A 15,694-nucleotide genomic window follows, 5' to 3' on the forward strand; every position below is an offset into this window, starting at 1 on the left:
ATTCGGCTTATTTTTATCATTCGTTTTTAAATATTAATAATTATGAAGAAATTTATTGCTATTGCCATTTTTGTTGCTGCTGGTATAGGCACGGTTATGGCGCAGGAAAAAGCCAAGATAGAATTCAAAACTGAAACTATTGAATATGGCGAAATAGAAAAAGGAAGTGATGGTGTTCGCGTTTTTGAATTCACCAATACAGGCAATGCCCCATTGGTTATTGCCAATGTAACCTCTAGTTGTGGTTGCACCATTCCTAAAAAACCGGAAGAACCAATTAAGCCGGGAGAAACAGGAGAGATTCAAGTAAAGTACAACACAAATCTTGTTGGCCCAATTAGAAAAACAATCACTGTATATTCTAATGCCGAAGAATCAACAAAATCACTTAAAATTAAGGGGCGGGTTATTGAAAAAGATAATAATAGTCTTTAACTATTAAAGCCTAAAAAGCCGTTTAAAAAGTCTTATGCACATTAAAATAAGCTTGTAAAGTTTTTAAAATTATAAATCTTGAATCAAGTTTAGATTAGTGTTATCTGGCATTTTAAACGGCTGCTTCTATCCTTTTAAGTTTCAAATTTAATTTTAAGGAACAATTTTTAGTTTTTGATAAATTATAACTAAAAACTAATCAGAAATCTTCTTAGATTTTTGCATGTTTGCAATGTATTAAAATAAATCTCATGCCAAATATATCGAACAAAGGGCGCAATATGCCCGAATCTCCAATAAGAAAACTAGTACCCTTTGCTGAAGCAGCTGTAAAAAAGGGAAAAAAAATCTATCAATTAAATATTGGCCAACCGGATATTGAAACCCCAAAAGCAGCTTTGGCAGCAGTTAAAAGTAATGATATAGATGTGCTTTCATACAGTCATTCTGCGGGTTTTGAATCTTATAGAACCAAACTAGCCCAATATTATAGAAAAAATGATATCCCGGTAGATGCACAGGATATTATTATTTCAACCGGCGGTTCTGAAGCTTTGATGTTTGCTATGGGAAGTATTACCGACCCGGGTGATGAGGTAATTATCCCAGAGCCTTTTTACGCAAATTACAATGGTTTTGCAACCGCATCTGGGGTGCAAATCGTTCCCATTAAAGGAAGCATAGAAAATAATTTTTCGCTTCCTGCAATTTCAGAATTTGAAAAATTAATCACCGACAAAACCAGGGCTATTCTATTATGTAATCCCGGAAATCCTACCGGTTATTTATACACCCGTGAAGAAATACAGCAACTTGCAGATTTAGCCCTGAAACATGACCTTTTTATTGTTGCCGATGAAGTGTATCGTGAGTTTGCATACGATGGGGTTAAGCATCATTCTATTATGAGTATTCCCGGCCTGGAACAACACGCCATTATGGTAGATTCGGTTTCTAAACGCTACAGTATGTGCGGAGCAAGAATTGGCTGTCTGGTTTCAAAAAACCTGGAAGTAATGCGTGCTGCCATGAAATTTGCACAAGCAAGATTGAGCCCGCCTACCTTCGCTCAAATAGCCGCAGAAGCTGCATTAGACACTCCAGATGAATACTTTGATGAAGTAAACAAAGAATATACAGAGCGAAGAAATCTTTTAATTGAAGGTTTAGAGAGTATACCGGGTGTAAAAGTTGCCAAACCTAAAGGGGCCTTCTATTGCATTGCCGAGCTTCCTGTTGAAAATGCCGACAATTTTTCACAGTGGTTGTTAGAAAGTTTCGATTACAACAATGAAACGGTAATGATAGCTCCTGCAGCCGGCTTCTACTCTACCCCTAACACCGGTCTAAACCAGGTGAGAATTGCATATGTATTAAAGAAAGAAAATCTGGAGAGAGCCATTGAAATCCTAAAGATTGCTCTAAAAGAATATAATAAATAACACATCATCTATGCAGGTTGCTGAAAATTTCTCCCTGAAGCAATACAATACTTTTGGTGTAGATGTAAAAGCCAGAAAATTCATATCTGTAAGCAGTAAAAAAGAGTTACGTGATGTTTTACAGCAGGCCTATGCAACAGAGATATTTGTACTGGGAGGCGGTAGCAATATGCTGCTTACCCAGGATGTAGATAAAACGGTTGTTCATATTAACATTAGTGGAATTGAACTTATTTCTGAAAACAACGAAGAAGTTATCTTAAAAGTTGGTGCCGGCGAAAACTGGCACCAATTTGTATTATATTGTATTGAAAAAGGCTATGGCGGACTCGAAAATCTTTCTTTAATACCCGGTAATGTAGGTACGGCTCCTGTTCAAAACATTGGTGCTTATGGGGTTGAACTTAAAGACAGCTTTAAATCTTGTGAAGCCCTGCGCATACAAACTTTGGAAGTTGAAACCTTCAATAACGAACAATGTGAATTTGGTTACCGAAATTCTGTTTTTAAAAACAAACTAAAAGGTCAATACATTATCACCTCGGTAAACTTTAAACTTAGTAAAAAAAATCATGAGTTAAGCACTTCTTACGGTGCGATCCAGGCCGAATTAGACAAGCATAATATCAAAAAACCTACTATTAAAAATGTTTCTGATGCCGTTGTAAATATTCGTCAACAGAAATTACCAGATCCGAGGGAGTTGGGCAATAGTGGTAGCTTTTTTAAAAACCCAATAGTTAGCGAGACTGAATTCAAGAAGTTACAACAGCAATTTCCTGAAATGCCCTTTTACGCTATGCAGGGCAACCAAATTAAAATCCCTGCAGGCTGGCTTATAGACCAGGCAGGTTTAAAAGGATATCGCAAAGGTGATGCCGGTATACATAAAAACCAGGCTTTGGTTTTGGTGAATTACGGAAATGCCAGCGGGCAAGAAATTTTAGAATTATCTAAAGAAATTCAGGAAAAAATTTATCAGAAGTATAATATAAAACTAGAAGCTGAAGTGAACATTTTTTAGATAAAAAGTTTAAAATTGATTTTACAAAAAATATCCCCGCAACAGGATACTAAAAAAAGAGGCTGTTTATAAACAGCCTCTTTATATTTGTTAATCAATCAATATTTACGAAGCTTTTTTCATTACTACACCGTCAATAAGGTGTACCATTCCGTTAGAAGCTTCAATATCTGTAGCGATAATGGTAGCTGTGTTCCCATTTCCATCCTTAAGCACAATATTATCTCCATCTGCCATAGCTGTAAGTTCTGCCCCTTCCATAGTAGCAAAAGTTACTTCACCACCTCCATCTTCAATCATCTGACTTAAATCTGAAGCCGTAATTTCTTTATCTACTACGTGATATTTAAGAACACCTGCTAATTGATCTTTATTCTCACTCTTCATCAATTCATCTAAGGTAGCTTTATCAACTTTTTCGAAAGCACTGTTGGTAGGTGCAAAAACTGTATATGGACCTTCATCTTCGGTAAAGGTCGTTGCCAATTCGGCATTTTTCAATGCACTAACTAAGGTACTTAGAGAATCGGTTGCCATCGCTTTAGCAGCAATACTATTAGATTCCATTTCCATGCGTTCCTCTTCAGCTTTCATTTTAGCCTCTTGCTCTGCTGCTTCCTGCTCCATTTTTGCCTTTTCCTCTTCCTTCTTCTTGGTATCTTCGCAAGAAGTAAAGCTAAATGCAAAAACAGCTAACATTATTAATAAAATTTTAGATTTCATAATTTAGTTTTTAATGGTTTAGACCTCCTAATTTATCACCTAAACTTTACAATTACAGCGCATTACGATTAAATTTTAGTTAAAGTGTGTAAAGCTTATGCTAATATGCGTTTGAATTTTCCCAAAAGTCAATTTATTGCTATTTTTGCACTAAATTTCATCGTGTGACGGCCAGAGGGGTATTACATAGATTTTTTAAGGTTTAGATATAAAATCTATAGTCTTTAAATTTCGATTTTTGGCTAAATATCTAATGTCACATTCATGTTGAAATTAATTAGAAGGGGGAGAAATTAGAAATATCACGTAGTTATGCAGTTACTTATAATAACAGTTTTGCTTTTAGGGTTGGCTTTCGCCGGAATAGCCATTAAAATATGGGGAAAAAAAGACGGTAAATTTGCCGGAACCTGTGCCAGCCAGAGCCCATTTTTGAATAAAGAAGGAGAAGCTTGCAGTTTTTGCGGAAAATTACCCGAAGAACAAGGCGATTGTTCTGGAGAAAAGAAGGCTAACTAAGTTTCATGGCAGCAATTCTACTGGGGCTTTTTTTTCTGTTTTCAATAATTATTTTAGGCTTTTACCTCGCTTTTTTTGCTTTTGCCAAAGATAAAAGTAAAAATCCCGAAGAGATAGACTTGCCTATATCGGTTATTGTTTGTGCCAAAAACGAAGCCGAAAATCTTAAAAACTTCCTTCCTCCCATTCTAGATCAGGATTACCCTAATTTTGAAGTAATTATTATAAATGATGCTTCTTTAGATAATACCTTAGAAGTTATAGAGCATTTTCAAAGCCTGGACGGCCGGGTTAAACTTGTAAATGTTAAAAACAATGAAGCATTTTGGGCAAATAAAAAATACGCACTTACCTTAGGTATAAAAAAGGCTCAAAACCCGTATTTAATATTTACCGATGCAGACTGTGCGCCACAAAGCCCAAATTGGATTAAACACATGGCTAACGGATTTCTACAAGAAAAAAGCATTGTACTAGGCTATGGTGGGTATTTTAAAAACAGTAAGTCTTTACTAAACAAGCTAATTCGTTTTGAAACCTTACTTACCGCTATTCAATATTTCTCCTATGCAAAATTAGGAAACCCGTATATGGGTGTGGGAAGAAACCTGGCCTATACTTCAAAACAGTTTTACGACCAAAAAGGTTTTGCCAATCATTTACATCTAAGATCTGGAGATGATGATCTTTTTGTTAACGAAGCAGCAAACTTTAAAAACACCTTTATATGTCACCATCCGGAAGCAAGCACGAGAAGTGTTCCTAAAACAGATCTAAAATCCTGGTTTCACCAAAAAAGAAGACACGCATCAGTAGTAGGATTTTACAAAACAAAAGATAAAATATTATTGGGCTTGTTTTTTACTGCACGCTTCTTCTTTTGGATTTTACTTGCTATTTTGCTTATACTCCAGTTTCAGTGGCAACTGGTTGTAGGTTGCGCAGCAGTCGTGCTATTGGTACAGGGAATAGTGTACACACAATCGGCTAGAAAATTACAAGAAACAGATGTAATTTGGTTGTTTCCCTTTTTAGAAGTATTTTTAATTTTCACCCAATTTGGCATATTTATCGCGAACAGCATTTCAAAACCAAGGCATTGGAAATAGATCAGCAATTGCTCCTTACCCGAATTAAAGCGGCAAAAAATGGAAGCCAGTCGGCTTTTAATTATCTACTCGATACATTTTGGGATAGCGTATATGGATTTCAGCTTAAGAAAACGGGCAACGCGTACGAATCAGAAGATATCACTATTCAAACTTTTTCCAAAGCCTTTAAAAGGATTGAAACTTTTGATGAGGAATATTCTTTTAACACCTGGCTAATAGCCATTTCAAAGAATATTCATGTTGATATGATTAGGAAGCAAAAATCTTCTATTAGCTCTCAAACTACCTCAGACCAAAATGAAAAAGTATACCGCATAGCTGATGAAACACCTACAATTGAAGACAAATTAATTAGCGAACAACACTTAGCTCAACTACTTACCGACATTAAACAGTTAAAACCACACTACCAGGAAGTTATTAATCTTAGGTACTTTCAGGAAAAATCTTATAAAGAAATTGCTGAAACCCTGAATGAACCCATGAATAATGTAAAAGTAAAACTTTTAAGAGCCAGGAAGTTACTGGCCAAAATCATTGAAGAAAGAAAATTGGTGTAAGTTCTTTAGGACTTAACGATCTAATTTATGCAGTTCATTAGATTATTGTATCTTTGAAATCTAGATTTTTACTATGAGTACAGACACTATAAGCCCCGTAAAAGAAAAGCCTAAAGCTAAACCAAAATGGCTAAGGGTAAAACTTCCAACCGGTAAAAAATATACCGAACTTCGCAGCCTGGTAGACAAATATGATTTACACACAATTTGCACTTCCGGCAGCTGCCCAAACATGGGGGAATGCTGGAGTGAAGGTACTGCTACCTTTATGATTTTAGGAAATATTTGTACCCGTTCCTGCGGATTTTGTGGTGTAAAAACCGGCCGTCCGGAAACAGTAGATTGGGACGAACCTGAAAAAGTTGCCCGCTCTATAAAAATTATGGGGATTAAGCACGCCGTGGTAACCAGTGTAGACCGCGACGATCTTAAAGATATGGGATCTATAATTTGGGCGGAAACCGTGAAAGCTATTCGCCGAATGAATCCTGAAACCACCCTAGAAACTTTAATACCAGATTTTCAGGGAAATGAACGCAATATAGACCGTATAGTAGAAGTAATGCCAGAGGTGGTTTCCCACAATATGGAAACGGTTAGAAGACTTACCCGGGAGGTTAGAATTCAAGCCAAGTACGATCGTAGTCTTGAAGTTCTTCGCTATCTCAAGCAACAAGGTGTAAACAGAACCAAATCTGGAATTATGTTGGGACTTGGTGAACAGGAAAACGAAGTAATACAAACCCTGCATGATCTTAGAGCAGCAGACGTAGATGTGGTAACTATTGGGCAATACCTGCAACCCAGTAAAAAACATTTACCGGTAAAGCAATTTATCACCCCAGATCAATTTAAAAAATATGAGGCAATTGGGCTGGACCTCGGATTTCGCCATGTAGAAAGTAGCGCCCTGGTTCGTTCTTCCTACAAAGCACATAAACATATAGATTAAGGTTTTTTTTCCGATTTAAATGAACAAAAGCATCAATATAGCCATAAACGGTTTTGGCCGTATTGGGCGAAGCCTATTTAGGCTTTTAATATCACATAAAAGCATCAATGTAGTTGCTATTAACGATGTGGCCGACGCCAAAACTCTGGCTCACCTTTTAAAATACGATAGTATCCACGGAATTTCCCCTGCTGAGATTTCTTCCGAAGAGGACAAGCTTATAGTAAATGGAATCTCTATCCCTCTATTAAACGAATCCCATCCCAAAGAGATTAACTGGGAAAAACATAGAATTGATATTGTAGTAGAATCTACAGGAAAGTTCAAGACCAAAGAGGAACTTCAACATCACATTACCAATGGCGCGAAAAAGGTGATTTTATCTGTTCCACCTGAAGATAATGATATTAAAATGGTGGTATTGGGCGTCAATGAACATATCTTGGATGGTAGTGAAGAAATTATTTCAAATGCCAGCTGCACTACCAATAATGCCGCCCCCATGCTAAAATTGATTCATGAAAATTTTATAGTAGAACAAGCATATATTACAACCATACACTCATACACCTCAGACCAGAGCTTACACGACAAACCACATAGGGACCTTAGAAGAAGCCGTGCTGCAGCCCAATCTATAATTCCTACTACTACTGGAGCAGCAAAAGCATTAACCGGTATTTTCCCCGAGATTAGTGAAGTTATTGGAGGTTGTGGAATTAGGGTTCCCGTACCCAACGGTTCCCTAACAGATATGACCCTTAATGTTCGTAAAGAAACCAACATAACGGCCGTAAACAAACTCTTTAAAGATGCGGCTACAACTTCCTTAAAAGGAATTCTTAGTTACACCGAAGATCCCATTGTTTCTATAGACATTAACAATAATCCGCATTCTTGTATTCTTGATGCTCAAATGACATCGGTGATAAGTGGCAAGCTAGTCAAGATTATTGGATGGTATGATAATGAGATCGGTTATTCCAGTCGTCTTATCGATTTAATTTCAATGGTTAATGAGAAATAACTATCTTTATATCCATTAAGCGTATGCTGATTTTCCATAATGAAGAGATTCAACTTTATACTAATATTCGTATTTTATTGTAATTTTTCTTTTGCAATTCAGCAAGACGATTCCAAACATCTTCAATTGGCCAATGAAAGAATTCAGCAGTTAATCAACGATGCTGAAGTTTCAGTAAATACATTAGATTTTGACCGCGCCATTGAACAATTAAATTCTTCTTTAGAACTTTCAAAATCTATTGATGATAAGCGCTTTATTGCATTATCCAGTAGTATTCTTGCCAAACTTTATTATATAAGACACGAATACGATAAAGCGATAACCGAGTTAAACCGGGCAATTTCTATTCAACGTGAAGTGGGCGACGAAAAAGGATTGGCTTACAGCTATGTAAATTTTGCTAAAATTTTTATGGCTAAACATAACAAAACCCGGGCAAACCGTTATCTCAACCTGGCAGAAGAACTCTACTTAAAATTAGACAATCAGGAATACCTTGGAATAGTTTCTTTAAACCGGGCGATTATCATTCAAAAATCTGAAAAACAGATCAATGAAGCCTTAAAACTTCTGGAAAAGGCAAAAATACAACTCTCAGAGTCTGAAAACATGTACGAACTTTCAAGACTCTATTACTATACCGGTAGAGCTCATATAGCCCTCAAGAACTACGAACTGGCCGAAGAGAACTGCAACAAGGCATTAGCAATTGCCAAGGCTAACAATTTTGGCGGCATGATAATGAGCATCTATAAGCAACTGAGTATAATTTATGAGGAAACCGGTAATTACAAGACTTCCCTGGATTATCTTCAAAAAAGTTATGCACGTAATGACTCCATAATTGCAATGAATAAGGAGGTACTGGCCGAACAAGCAAACGCCAAATATGGAATAGATGCCTTGCAAAGTAGTTTAAATGAATTGAGCCTTCAGAATGCCGAACAAGAAAGCAAGTTAAAAGTTAATAAACTAACCACAATTCTTAGTGTGGCACTTATTACCATTCTCTCACTTTTAACCCTGTCACTCTACAAAAACAATAACTTAAGGGCCCGTGCTAACGAATTGCTACAAAAGAAAAACACAGAGCTTACAAAAGCCAAAGAAAATGCGGAAAAAGCTTCCCTGGCCAAAGCTCAGTTTCTCTCTACAATTACTCACGAGTTAAGAACGCCCCTATATGCTGTAACCGGCCTTACACACCTATTGTTAGAAGAAAGCCCTACCGAAAACCAAAAAGAGCATCTTAATTCATTAAAATTTTCTGGTGAATATTTACTTTCACTTATCAACAACATTTTAGACCTCAACAAACTGGAAGCTAACAAGGTAGAAGTTATGGAGGCTTCTTTTGACCTAAAAAAGCGTATTTCAGATGTATTGGTGGCACTTCAAAACTCGGCAGACCAAAAAAATACTAAAATCCACCTTAACTACGACAATTCTATTCCCGAAGAGATAAAAGGCGACCCATTAAAAATATCACAAATCTTAATAAATTTAATTGGAAACTCTATAAAATTCACCGAAGACGGGGATATATGGATTAATGTCTCTAAAAACTCTCACGAAGGAAATATTATTTTACTTGATTTTGAAATTAAAGATAACGGCGAGGGAATATCAAAGGAAAAACAAAAAGCAATTTTTGAAAACTTCACCCAGGGCTCCACACAGATTAATCGTAAATTTGGGGGAACCGGTTTAGGATTATCTATAGTAAAAAATCTTCTTAGTTTACTAGGCAGTGAAATTGAGCTGGAAAGTGATTTGGGCAAAGGTTCAACTTTTACTTTTCAGCTAAAGTTTGAAGCTAAAGAAATAGAAAATAATACAAATAAAACATCTCAGGATGCAGAAGCACCTGTTGAAGATAGATTAGAAGGCAAAAACATACTTATTGTGGAAGACAATAAGATAAACCAAATGATTACCCGTAAAATCCTGGAAAAACATCAGGTTATTTGCGAGGTGGCCGATAACGGTACTATTGCTGTAGAAAAAACCAAGGAAAATGAATACGATCTTATTCTTATGGATATCCATATGCCGGGAATAAGCGGGATAGAAGCCACTAAAGAAATTAGAAAATTTAATACTGAAATCCCCATCATTGCCTTAACCGCTGTTACTTTAGACGATAATCTTGATGAGTTCTACTTAAACGGATTTAGCGATATTATTCCAAAACCCTATAAAACGGAAGAATTTTTCCTGAAAATTAATAAGCAATTAGCCTTAAAACAGAGCACGGTTTAAAAAGCACCCTAGCCACTTTATTAAACATATTACTCACTATTAAGTAGGTACAAATAAAACCTATTGTCCTTTTACAAATTTTATTATTTCGGCCTTAAATTCTGCTTCGTTATTTAAAAAAGCAGTCTTTACCGGCAGGTAGTAGAGCTGCCTGGGTTTAAAATAAGTATATAAACGCACGTAATCTTTTTCGGTAGTCAAAATTAGTGCTTCTTTGGTTAGCTCTGTTATTTCTTTATCGGTAAAATTATGATGGTCTTTAAAAATACGATGCTTAAAGTTAAAACCTTTTGTCTTTAAATAATTTACAAGTGGTTTAGGATTTGCAATCCCCGTAACCAAAGTAAAACATTTATCTTTTAAATCATCTAGTTCAATGCTGGCTTCTTCAGAGTTTATTTCTTCAGAATAATCAATAAAACTAAAATATAATTGCTGGTAGTTATGTAATCTAAGTTTAGTTCTAATGGCATCCATTTCTCTATGTGTAAGCTTTCGCGGGCATTTAGTAACCACAATTATTTTAGCACGTTCTGCTCCTACTGTTGGCTCTCTTAAATTCCCCGTTGGCAACATAACATCATCAACATATAAATCATTGTAAGCAGTGAGTAAAATATTCAGTCCAGCCTTTACTTTTCTATGTTGAAAAGCATCATCCAATAAAATAATTTCTGCATTTTGTTTTCTAAGATTTGAAATTCCATTTTGCCGGTTGGCGTCTACCGCAATCATAGCTTTATTAAACTTTCTTTTAAATTGTAAAGGCTCATCTCCCACCTCTGTTGCCGGCTCTTCTCCACTTAACAACTTATAGCCCGAAGTACTTCTCCTATACCCCCTGCTTAAAGTAGCAACTTTATAGTTTGGCAAAAGAAACTTCAGTAAAAACTCTATCATTGGCGATTTGCCCGTGCCCCCCGCATTTAGGTTCCCTACACATATCACCGGAAAATCATAAGATCTAGAATCGAGTATTTTGGCGTTATAAAGCAAATTTCTACTCCAGGTTATAAAACCATATAATAACGCAAAAGGAATCAGCATTTTTCGTAAAATCTTCATACAGGGCAGACTATAATAATTATATTTGGACTTAGCTGAATTAAAAATTATCACGAAATTAATAAAAACCAACCTCCTAAGTTTATAAAAACTAAAAACAAATGCTTGTAAAAGAAGTTATAGCTATAATTGAAGAATTTGCCCCGCCGGCTTATGCCGAAGATTTTGATAATGTTGGCCTTTTGGTGGGTAATAATAACGCAAAAGTTACCGGAGCACTTATTACCTTAGACAGTCTGGAAAGTGTTGTAGATGAAGCTATCGATAAAAATTGCAATCTCATTATTAGTTTTCATCCCATAATTTTTTCGGGTATAAAAAAGCTAACCGGTAAAGACTATGTGCAAAAAACGATTATTAAAGCAATTAAAAACGATATAGCGATTTATGCAATTCATACCGCTCTAGACAATCAATACAAAGGGGTAAACGATATGATATGCGAAAAGATAGGGCTTAAAAATAGACAAATTTTAATTCCGCGTAAAAACAGTATAAAGAAACTAACCACCTTTGTTCCAAACCAACAAGCCGCAGAAGTAAGAAACGCCCTTTTTGACGCCGGTGGCGGAAGTATAGGAAATTATGACCACTGCAGTTTTAATGTTAAAGGAGAAGGTAGTTTTAAACCCAACGAACAGGCAAACCCGGTAATTGGTTCCCGCGGAAACCTACATTTAGAGGAGGAAACACAAATAGGCGTTACCTACCCGGCTCATTTGGAGAGCACCTTGATTACCGCCCTGTTTAAAAGCCATCCTTATGAAGAAGTAGCGTATGAAATAAATACAATTGATAACGAAAATCAACATTTAGGAATGGGAATGATAGGTGAACTGGAAAACCCGGAAAGCCCTACAAGCTTTTTAAAAAGAATTAAAAATCAATTTAACTGTGGTTGCATAAGGCATTCGGATTTTGGAGATACACAAATCAAGAAAGTGGCAGTTTTGGGTGGTAGTGGCAGCTTTGCCATTAATGATGCAAAAGGTGCCGGAGCCGACATCTATCTTACTGCCGACTTAAAATACCATGATTTTTACAAAGGCGATAAAACCTTTATTTTAGCCGATATTGGCCATTATGAAAGTGAGCAATTCACAAAAGATTTATTACATTCTTATCTTACAAAAAAAATTAGTAATTTTGCACTTATTTTAGCAGAGACAAACACCAATCCAATCAAGTATATATAACTATGGCAAAAAAGAACGATGTTACTGTAGAAGACAAGTTAAGAGCGTTATACGACCTTCAGCTGGTTGATTCCAGAATTGATGAAATAAGGAACGTACGCGGTGAGCTTCCACTAGAGGTAGAAGATTTGGAGGATGAAGTAACAGGATTGAGCAAGCGTTTGGAAAAAATGGATGCCGATATTGAAGTGATCGAGAACGACATTAAGAGTAAGAAAAACCTTATTGATGAGTCTAAATCGACCATGAAGAAATATGCTGAGCAACAAAAAAACGTGCGTAATAACCGTGAATTTAATGCGCTTAGCAAAGAAGTTGAATTCCAGGAATTGGAAATAGAACTTGCCGAAAAACACATTAAAGAATACAGGGCTCAAATTGAACAGAAAAAAGAGTTAATTGAGCAAACCAAAGGACGTTTGGAAGAAAGAAAAAAACACCTTGAGCATAAAAAAGGTGAATTAAATGAAATTCTTGCCGAGACAGAAAAAGAAGAAGAGGCACTTATAAAGAAATCAGCTGAGCTCGAAAAGGATATCGAAGAACGCCTGGTGAAAGCTTATAAGAGAATAAGAGCTAATGTTAAAAACGGACTTGCTATTGTACCGGTTGAAAGAGGTGCTTCTGGAGGTTCTTATTTTACTATTCCGCCGCAGGTAATTATGGAGATTGCCGGTAGAAAAAAGATTATTACCGATGAACATAGTGGTAGAATCCTTGTAGATCAAGAACTTGCCCAGGAAGAACAGGAAAAAATGCAAAATCTTTTTGCTAAATCTTAAGATTAAAGCAAGCAAAAGCTAAACATTAAGCCTCACCGGTTAAAACATAAAAACCGCCTAAAATATCAATTTTTAGGCGGTTTTATATTTTCATAAGTAAACTACCTCGGGGCAAGCCCATGAGGCCATTCGTTGGAAATATTTTTTTTAATTTCGAGACAACCCGGGTACTAATAAAAAAGCTGTCTGAAAAATCTATTCTCGTCAAGCTGAACTTGTTTCAGCTTCTAACATGTTTTTAATTACTAACACCTTAGATCTTGAAATAAATTCAAGATGACGGTTTTAAAAGCTTTTCAGACAGCCTCTTTTTTTAAAATTCTATTTGGTTACTCTGCACACTCTACAGAACAGTCTTCAATACCACCAAACCAAGAGTCGCCATTGGTTAGGCTAATTGTAGAATTGTTTCCGTCTTCAGCACAAGCGTCTGTAGAACCACATTCACTTAAAGAAACTTGTTGAGAAAGCTCTATCATTGCCCCTATTACCGGCGAAGGCTCCTCTACTATAGGCCAGCCGTCATGCCACTTATTTGAAGAGTTATTAGCCTTTCCTGGTTTAAATAATACTGAAGTTAAAACCTGTCCCGTACTCAATTCAATATCGAATTGATCAAAACCGTTTTTCATGGATTCGAAATTGGAAAATATCATATATTCCCCTGTATTTGGGTTAGTTATAGTTAAACCTTCAATAGCATGTTTACTGGTAGTAGAAGTGCTGTAAGGCAATTCATCAATAAATTTAAAGTTAAAATCTCTATGCTCATCATTAAATTTGGAAGTTTCGCCAGTTTCCTTAAAAATATAGGTAATAGCTTCAACCTTAAGAACTCCTTTGTTTTCTAGCGCGAGCTCTTCTTCGAGTTCACTGGCATTAGGTGTAGCTTCTTCTGACTCTGCAGTACATGACTGAAAACTAATCAATAATACTAAAATACCTGAAAATAATGTAAATCTATTTTTCATTTTGATTGGGGGGGGGGGTTAATTAATAATTATAAAATTTCTAAGCTTGCTGTTAAGTCCTATTTATAATGGCATTTCTATAGAAATACTTTTTGAGTTTCATTTGAAATCAATTCTCAAATCGCTTTTTAACATTAAAGCGATAAAATTAAACAAAATTATTAAATCCTGTTAAATTGCGATAAAATTATTTGCATCTTTCAAACATTTCAAAATAAAAAATACCTTAACCACAATAAACATACTATGGATTAACAAGCTTTTCACATATATTTTCTTTTTTAAAACTACCTTTATTATCAACTAAACCTTTTTAGTCATGAAGTTTTATATTAGCATACTTTGCCTGGCCTTGATGCTGGTATCCTGCAAGAACAACAGTCAGAACAGTGATTCAGGTACCCAAACAGAAGAAAACAATACTACTAAGTTTGATTCTACAAACACAAGCGCCGGGGTTGATATTCAAAAAAAGGCGGAAGGTAATACTAAGAACAATTTAGGTTCTTTAAGTGCCGCTATTTCTGGTAATACATATTTAAAAAACAACGAAACTAATTGTAGTTGTTATTGCCTAAAATTTGAAACAGATAATCGCATAGAGTTATGTTTGGCCGAAGATAAATTCTATATCGAAGCTAAATACAATCAGGCTGGCGATGTTGTGAACTTTTATTACGTAAAAGCCTTAAATCAGGAAAACAATCAGGACATTCCCTGGGATAAATTTGACACTAATATTCCTATTGCCGTATTGAACCAGGGACAAAACGGTATGCTTACATTAGATTGGAAAGGTTTTTCTATAGATGGAGAACTGGCCGTAGATTATGCTATCTATGGCAAAAAAACATTAGAAGGAACTTATAAAAAATAGAGCAATGAAGCGATTTTTCTTACCCACAATCATATTCTTATTAATCTCTTGCGGAAATAATGCGCAGGAAAAAACCGTCACCAAACCAGAAATTGCCAATGCAGACCCGATAGAGGTTCCTTCCGAAAATGGTTATGAAAAAGCCTACTTTGCCAGTGGATGCTTTTGGTGTGTTGAAGCTATTTATGAAAGCGTAGAAGGAGTAAAAGAAGCCATCTCGGGATATGCAGGTGGCCATACCAAAAATCCAACCTACGAATCCAGCAACACAGGAAGAACCGGCCACGCTGAAGCCGTAGAAGTTATTTACGATCCAAATGTAGTGAGCTTTAAAACATTAGTGGAAGTTTATTTTGGCTCACAGGATCCCACCCAGGTAAATGGGCAGGGTCCCGATATAGGTTCCCAATACAGATCTTTAATCTTTTTTCAAAACGAGCAACAAAAAGAGATTATTAATGAAGTAAAGAATGCAATAGCTAAAGATTACAAAAAACCAATTGCTGCAGAAATCTTACCATTTCAGAAATTTTGGGTAGCCGAAGATTATCATCAGAATTATGAAAAAAATAATCCTAACAATCCTTACATCCAAAAGGTTTCTATTCCCAGGTTAAACCGCTTCAAGGAAAAATTCCCTGAGATTCTTAAAGAAAATGCACATTAGAATTTGTATATTTTTTTGCCTTTAAATCCAAAAATCAGCTTTGTTGAAAAAGTTGAAATATCTATTTTTATAGCTGA

16 protein-coding genes are annotated in these 15,694 nt (G+C 35.8%); 13 read left to right on the forward strand and 3 right to left on the reverse strand.

Annotated features, from left to right (window positions below):
- Window positions 1-42: 42 nt before the first annotated feature.
- From I6U50_RS08080 to murB, 3 genes are all read left to right on the forward strand, one after another.
- Window positions 43-435, forward strand: a complete 393-nt coding sequence (locus tag I6U50_RS08080) for a DUF1573 domain-containing protein (RefSeq protein ID WP_198638467.1) — start codon at window positions 43-45, stop codon at window positions 433-435.
- Between the two features lie 251 nt (window positions 436-686).
- Window positions 687-1,877, forward strand: a complete 1,191-nt coding sequence (locus tag I6U50_RS08085) for a pyridoxal phosphate-dependent aminotransferase (RefSeq protein ID WP_198627558.1) — start codon at window positions 687-689, stop codon at window positions 1,875-1,877.
- 10 nt (window positions 1,878-1,887) lie between these two features.
- Window positions 1,888-2,901 (forward strand): UDP-N-acetylmuramate dehydrogenase, encoded by a 1,014-nt coding sequence (gene murB / locus I6U50_RS08090; RefSeq protein WP_198638468.1) that lies wholly within the window; start codon window positions 1,888-1,890, stop codon window positions 2,899-2,901.
- 105 nt (window positions 2,902-3,006) lie between these two features.
- Here the strand turns inward: murB and I6U50_RS08095 are convergent, their stop codons facing one another.
- Window positions 3,007-3,624, reverse strand: a complete 618-nt coding sequence (locus tag I6U50_RS08095; protein WP_198627560.1) for a fasciclin domain-containing protein — start codon at window positions 3,622-3,624, stop codon at window positions 3,007-3,009.
- 312 nt (window positions 3,625-3,936) lie between these two features.
- On the opposite strand from I6U50_RS08095, the gene I6U50_RS08100 reads away from it, so the two are divergent.
- The 6 genes from I6U50_RS08100 to I6U50_RS08125 all read left to right on the forward strand — a co-directional run bounded on the left by I6U50_RS08100 (window position 3,937) and on the right by I6U50_RS08125 (window position 10,059).
- Window positions 3,937-4,143, forward strand: a complete 207-nt coding sequence (locus I6U50_RS08100; RefSeq protein ID WP_193711055.1) for a membrane or secreted protein — start codon at window positions 3,937-3,939, stop codon at window positions 4,141-4,143.
- A 5-nt stretch (window positions 4,144-4,148) separates the two neighbouring features.
- Entirely contained in the window at window positions 4,149-5,252 is a 1,104-nt protein-coding gene (locus I6U50_RS08105) for a glycosyltransferase (RefSeq protein ID WP_193711056.1), read from the forward strand.
- A complete protein-coding gene (locus I6U50_RS08110) occupies window positions 5,243-5,815 on the forward strand; it encodes an RNA polymerase sigma factor (protein WP_198638469.1) in 573 nt (190 codons plus the stop codon). The genes I6U50_RS08105 and I6U50_RS08110 overlap by 10 nt, the downstream gene beginning before the upstream one ends.
- 73 nt (window positions 5,816-5,888) lie before the next feature.
- Window positions 5,889-6,767 (forward strand): lipoyl synthase, encoded by an 879-nt coding sequence (gene lipA / locus I6U50_RS08115; RefSeq protein ID WP_193711058.1) that lies wholly within the window; start codon window positions 5,889-5,891, stop codon window positions 6,765-6,767.
- 19 nt (window positions 6,768-6,786) lie between these two features.
- Entirely contained in the window at window positions 6,787-7,794 is a 1,008-nt protein-coding gene (gene gap / locus I6U50_RS08120; protein ID WP_198638470.1) for a type I glyceraldehyde-3-phosphate dehydrogenase, read from the forward strand.
- A gap of 39 nt (window positions 7,795-7,833) precedes the next feature.
- The gene (locus tag I6U50_RS08125) at window positions 7,834-10,059 is read left to right on the forward strand and encodes a tetratricopeptide repeat-containing hybrid sensor histidine kinase/response regulator (protein WP_193711060.1); all 2,226 of its coding nucleotides are present in this window, start codon (window positions 7,834-7,836) and stop codon (window positions 10,057-10,059) included.
- A 60-nt stretch (window positions 10,060-10,119) separates the two neighbouring features.
- On the opposite strand, the gene lpxK is transcribed toward I6U50_RS08125, so the two are convergent.
- On the reverse strand, window positions 10,120-11,124 hold the full coding sequence (gene lpxK / locus I6U50_RS08130; protein ID WP_198638471.1) for a tetraacyldisaccharide 4'-kinase: 1,005 nt from the start codon (window positions 11,122-11,124) through the stop codon (window positions 10,120-10,122).
- Window positions 11,125-11,225: 101 nt separating this feature from the next.
- On the opposite strand from lpxK, the gene I6U50_RS08135 reads away from it, so the two are divergent.
- On the forward strand, window positions 11,226-12,320 hold the full coding sequence (locus tag I6U50_RS08135) for a Nif3-like dinuclear metal center hexameric protein (RefSeq protein WP_198638472.1): 1,095 nt from the start codon (window positions 11,226-11,228) through the stop codon (window positions 12,318-12,320).
- 2 nt (window positions 12,321-12,322) lie between these two features.
- A complete protein-coding gene (locus I6U50_RS08140) occupies window positions 12,323-13,102 on the forward strand; it encodes a zinc ribbon domain-containing protein (protein WP_198638473.1) in 780 nt (259 codons plus the stop codon).
- Window positions 13,103-13,431: 329 nt separating this feature from the next.
- On the opposite strand, the gene I6U50_RS08145 is transcribed toward I6U50_RS08140, so the two are convergent.
- On the reverse strand, window positions 13,432-14,073 hold the full coding sequence (locus I6U50_RS08145; RefSeq protein WP_198638474.1) for a hypothetical protein: 642 nt from the start codon (window positions 14,071-14,073) through the stop codon (window positions 13,432-13,434).
- Between the two features lie 319 nt (window positions 14,074-14,392).
- Here I6U50_RS08145 and I6U50_RS08150 point away from each other — a divergent pair, with 319 nt between their 5' ends.
- Window positions 14,393-14,950, forward strand: coding sequence for a hypothetical protein (locus tag I6U50_RS08150; protein ID WP_198638475.1), 558 nt, complete (start codon window positions 14,393-14,395; stop codon window positions 14,948-14,950).
- 4 nt (window positions 14,951-14,954) lie between these two features.
- Entirely contained in the window at window positions 14,955-15,617 is a 663-nt protein-coding gene (gene msrA, locus I6U50_RS08155; RefSeq protein WP_198638476.1) for a peptide-methionine (S)-S-oxide reductase MsrA, read from the forward strand.
- Window positions 15,618-15,694 lie beyond the last annotated feature (77 nt).

The organism is Salegentibacter maritimus (assembly GCF_016236975.1).
Classification (GTDB): Bacteria; Bacteroidota; Bacteroidia; order Flavobacteriales; family Flavobacteriaceae; genus Salegentibacter; species Salegentibacter maritimus.

What these genes read in the sequence shown, in the direction of transcription:
- I6U50_RS08080 (WP_198638467.1), top strand. Translation starts at nt 43, where the DNA reads ATGAAGAAATTTATTGCTATTGCCATTTTTGTTGCTGCTGGTATAGGC.
- I6U50_RS08085 (WP_198627558.1), top strand. Translation starts at nt 687, where the DNA reads ATGCCAAATATATCGAACAAAGGGCGCAATATGCCCGAATCTCCAATA.
- murB (WP_198638468.1), top strand. Translation starts at nt 1,888, where the DNA reads ATGCAGGTTGCTGAAAATTTCTCCCTGAAGCAATACAATACTTTTGGT.
- I6U50_RS08095 (WP_198627560.1), bottom strand. Translation starts at nt 3,624, where the DNA reads ATGAAATCTAAAATTTTATTAATAATGTTAGCTGTTTTTGCATTTAGC.
- I6U50_RS08100 (WP_193711055.1), top strand. Translation starts at nt 3,937, where the DNA reads ATGCAGTTACTTATAATAACAGTTTTGCTTTTAGGGTTGGCTTTCGCC.
- I6U50_RS08105 (WP_193711056.1), top strand. Translation starts at nt 4,149, where the DNA reads ATGGCAGCAATTCTACTGGGGCTTTTTTTTCTGTTTTCAATAATTATT.
- lipA (WP_193711058.1), top strand. Translation starts at nt 5,889, where the DNA reads ATGAGTACAGACACTATAAGCCCCGTAAAAGAAAAGCCTAAAGCTAAA.
- gap (WP_198638470.1), top strand. Translation starts at nt 6,787, where the DNA reads ATGAACAAAAGCATCAATATAGCCATAAACGGTTTTGGCCGTATTGGG.
- I6U50_RS08125 (WP_193711060.1), top strand. Translation starts at nt 7,834, where the DNA reads ATGAAGAGATTCAACTTTATACTAATATTCGTATTTTATTGTAATTTT.
- lpxK (WP_198638471.1), bottom strand. Translation starts at nt 11,124, where the DNA reads ATGAAGATTTTACGAAAAATGCTGATTCCTTTTGCGTTATTATATGGT.
- I6U50_RS08135 (WP_198638472.1), top strand. Translation starts at nt 11,226, where the DNA reads ATGCTTGTAAAAGAAGTTATAGCTATAATTGAAGAATTTGCCCCGCCG.
- I6U50_RS08140 (WP_198638473.1), top strand. Translation starts at nt 12,323, where the DNA reads ATGGCAAAAAAGAACGATGTTACTGTAGAAGACAAGTTAAGAGCGTTA.
- I6U50_RS08145 (WP_198638474.1), bottom strand. Translation starts at nt 14,073, where the DNA reads ATGAAAAATAGATTTACATTATTTTCAGGTATTTTAGTATTATTGATT.
- I6U50_RS08150 (WP_198638475.1), top strand. Translation starts at nt 14,393, where the DNA reads ATGAAGTTTTATATTAGCATACTTTGCCTGGCCTTGATGCTGGTATCC.
- msrA (WP_198638476.1), top strand. Translation starts at nt 14,955, where the DNA reads ATGAAGCGATTTTTCTTACCCACAATCATATTCTTATTAATCTCTTGC.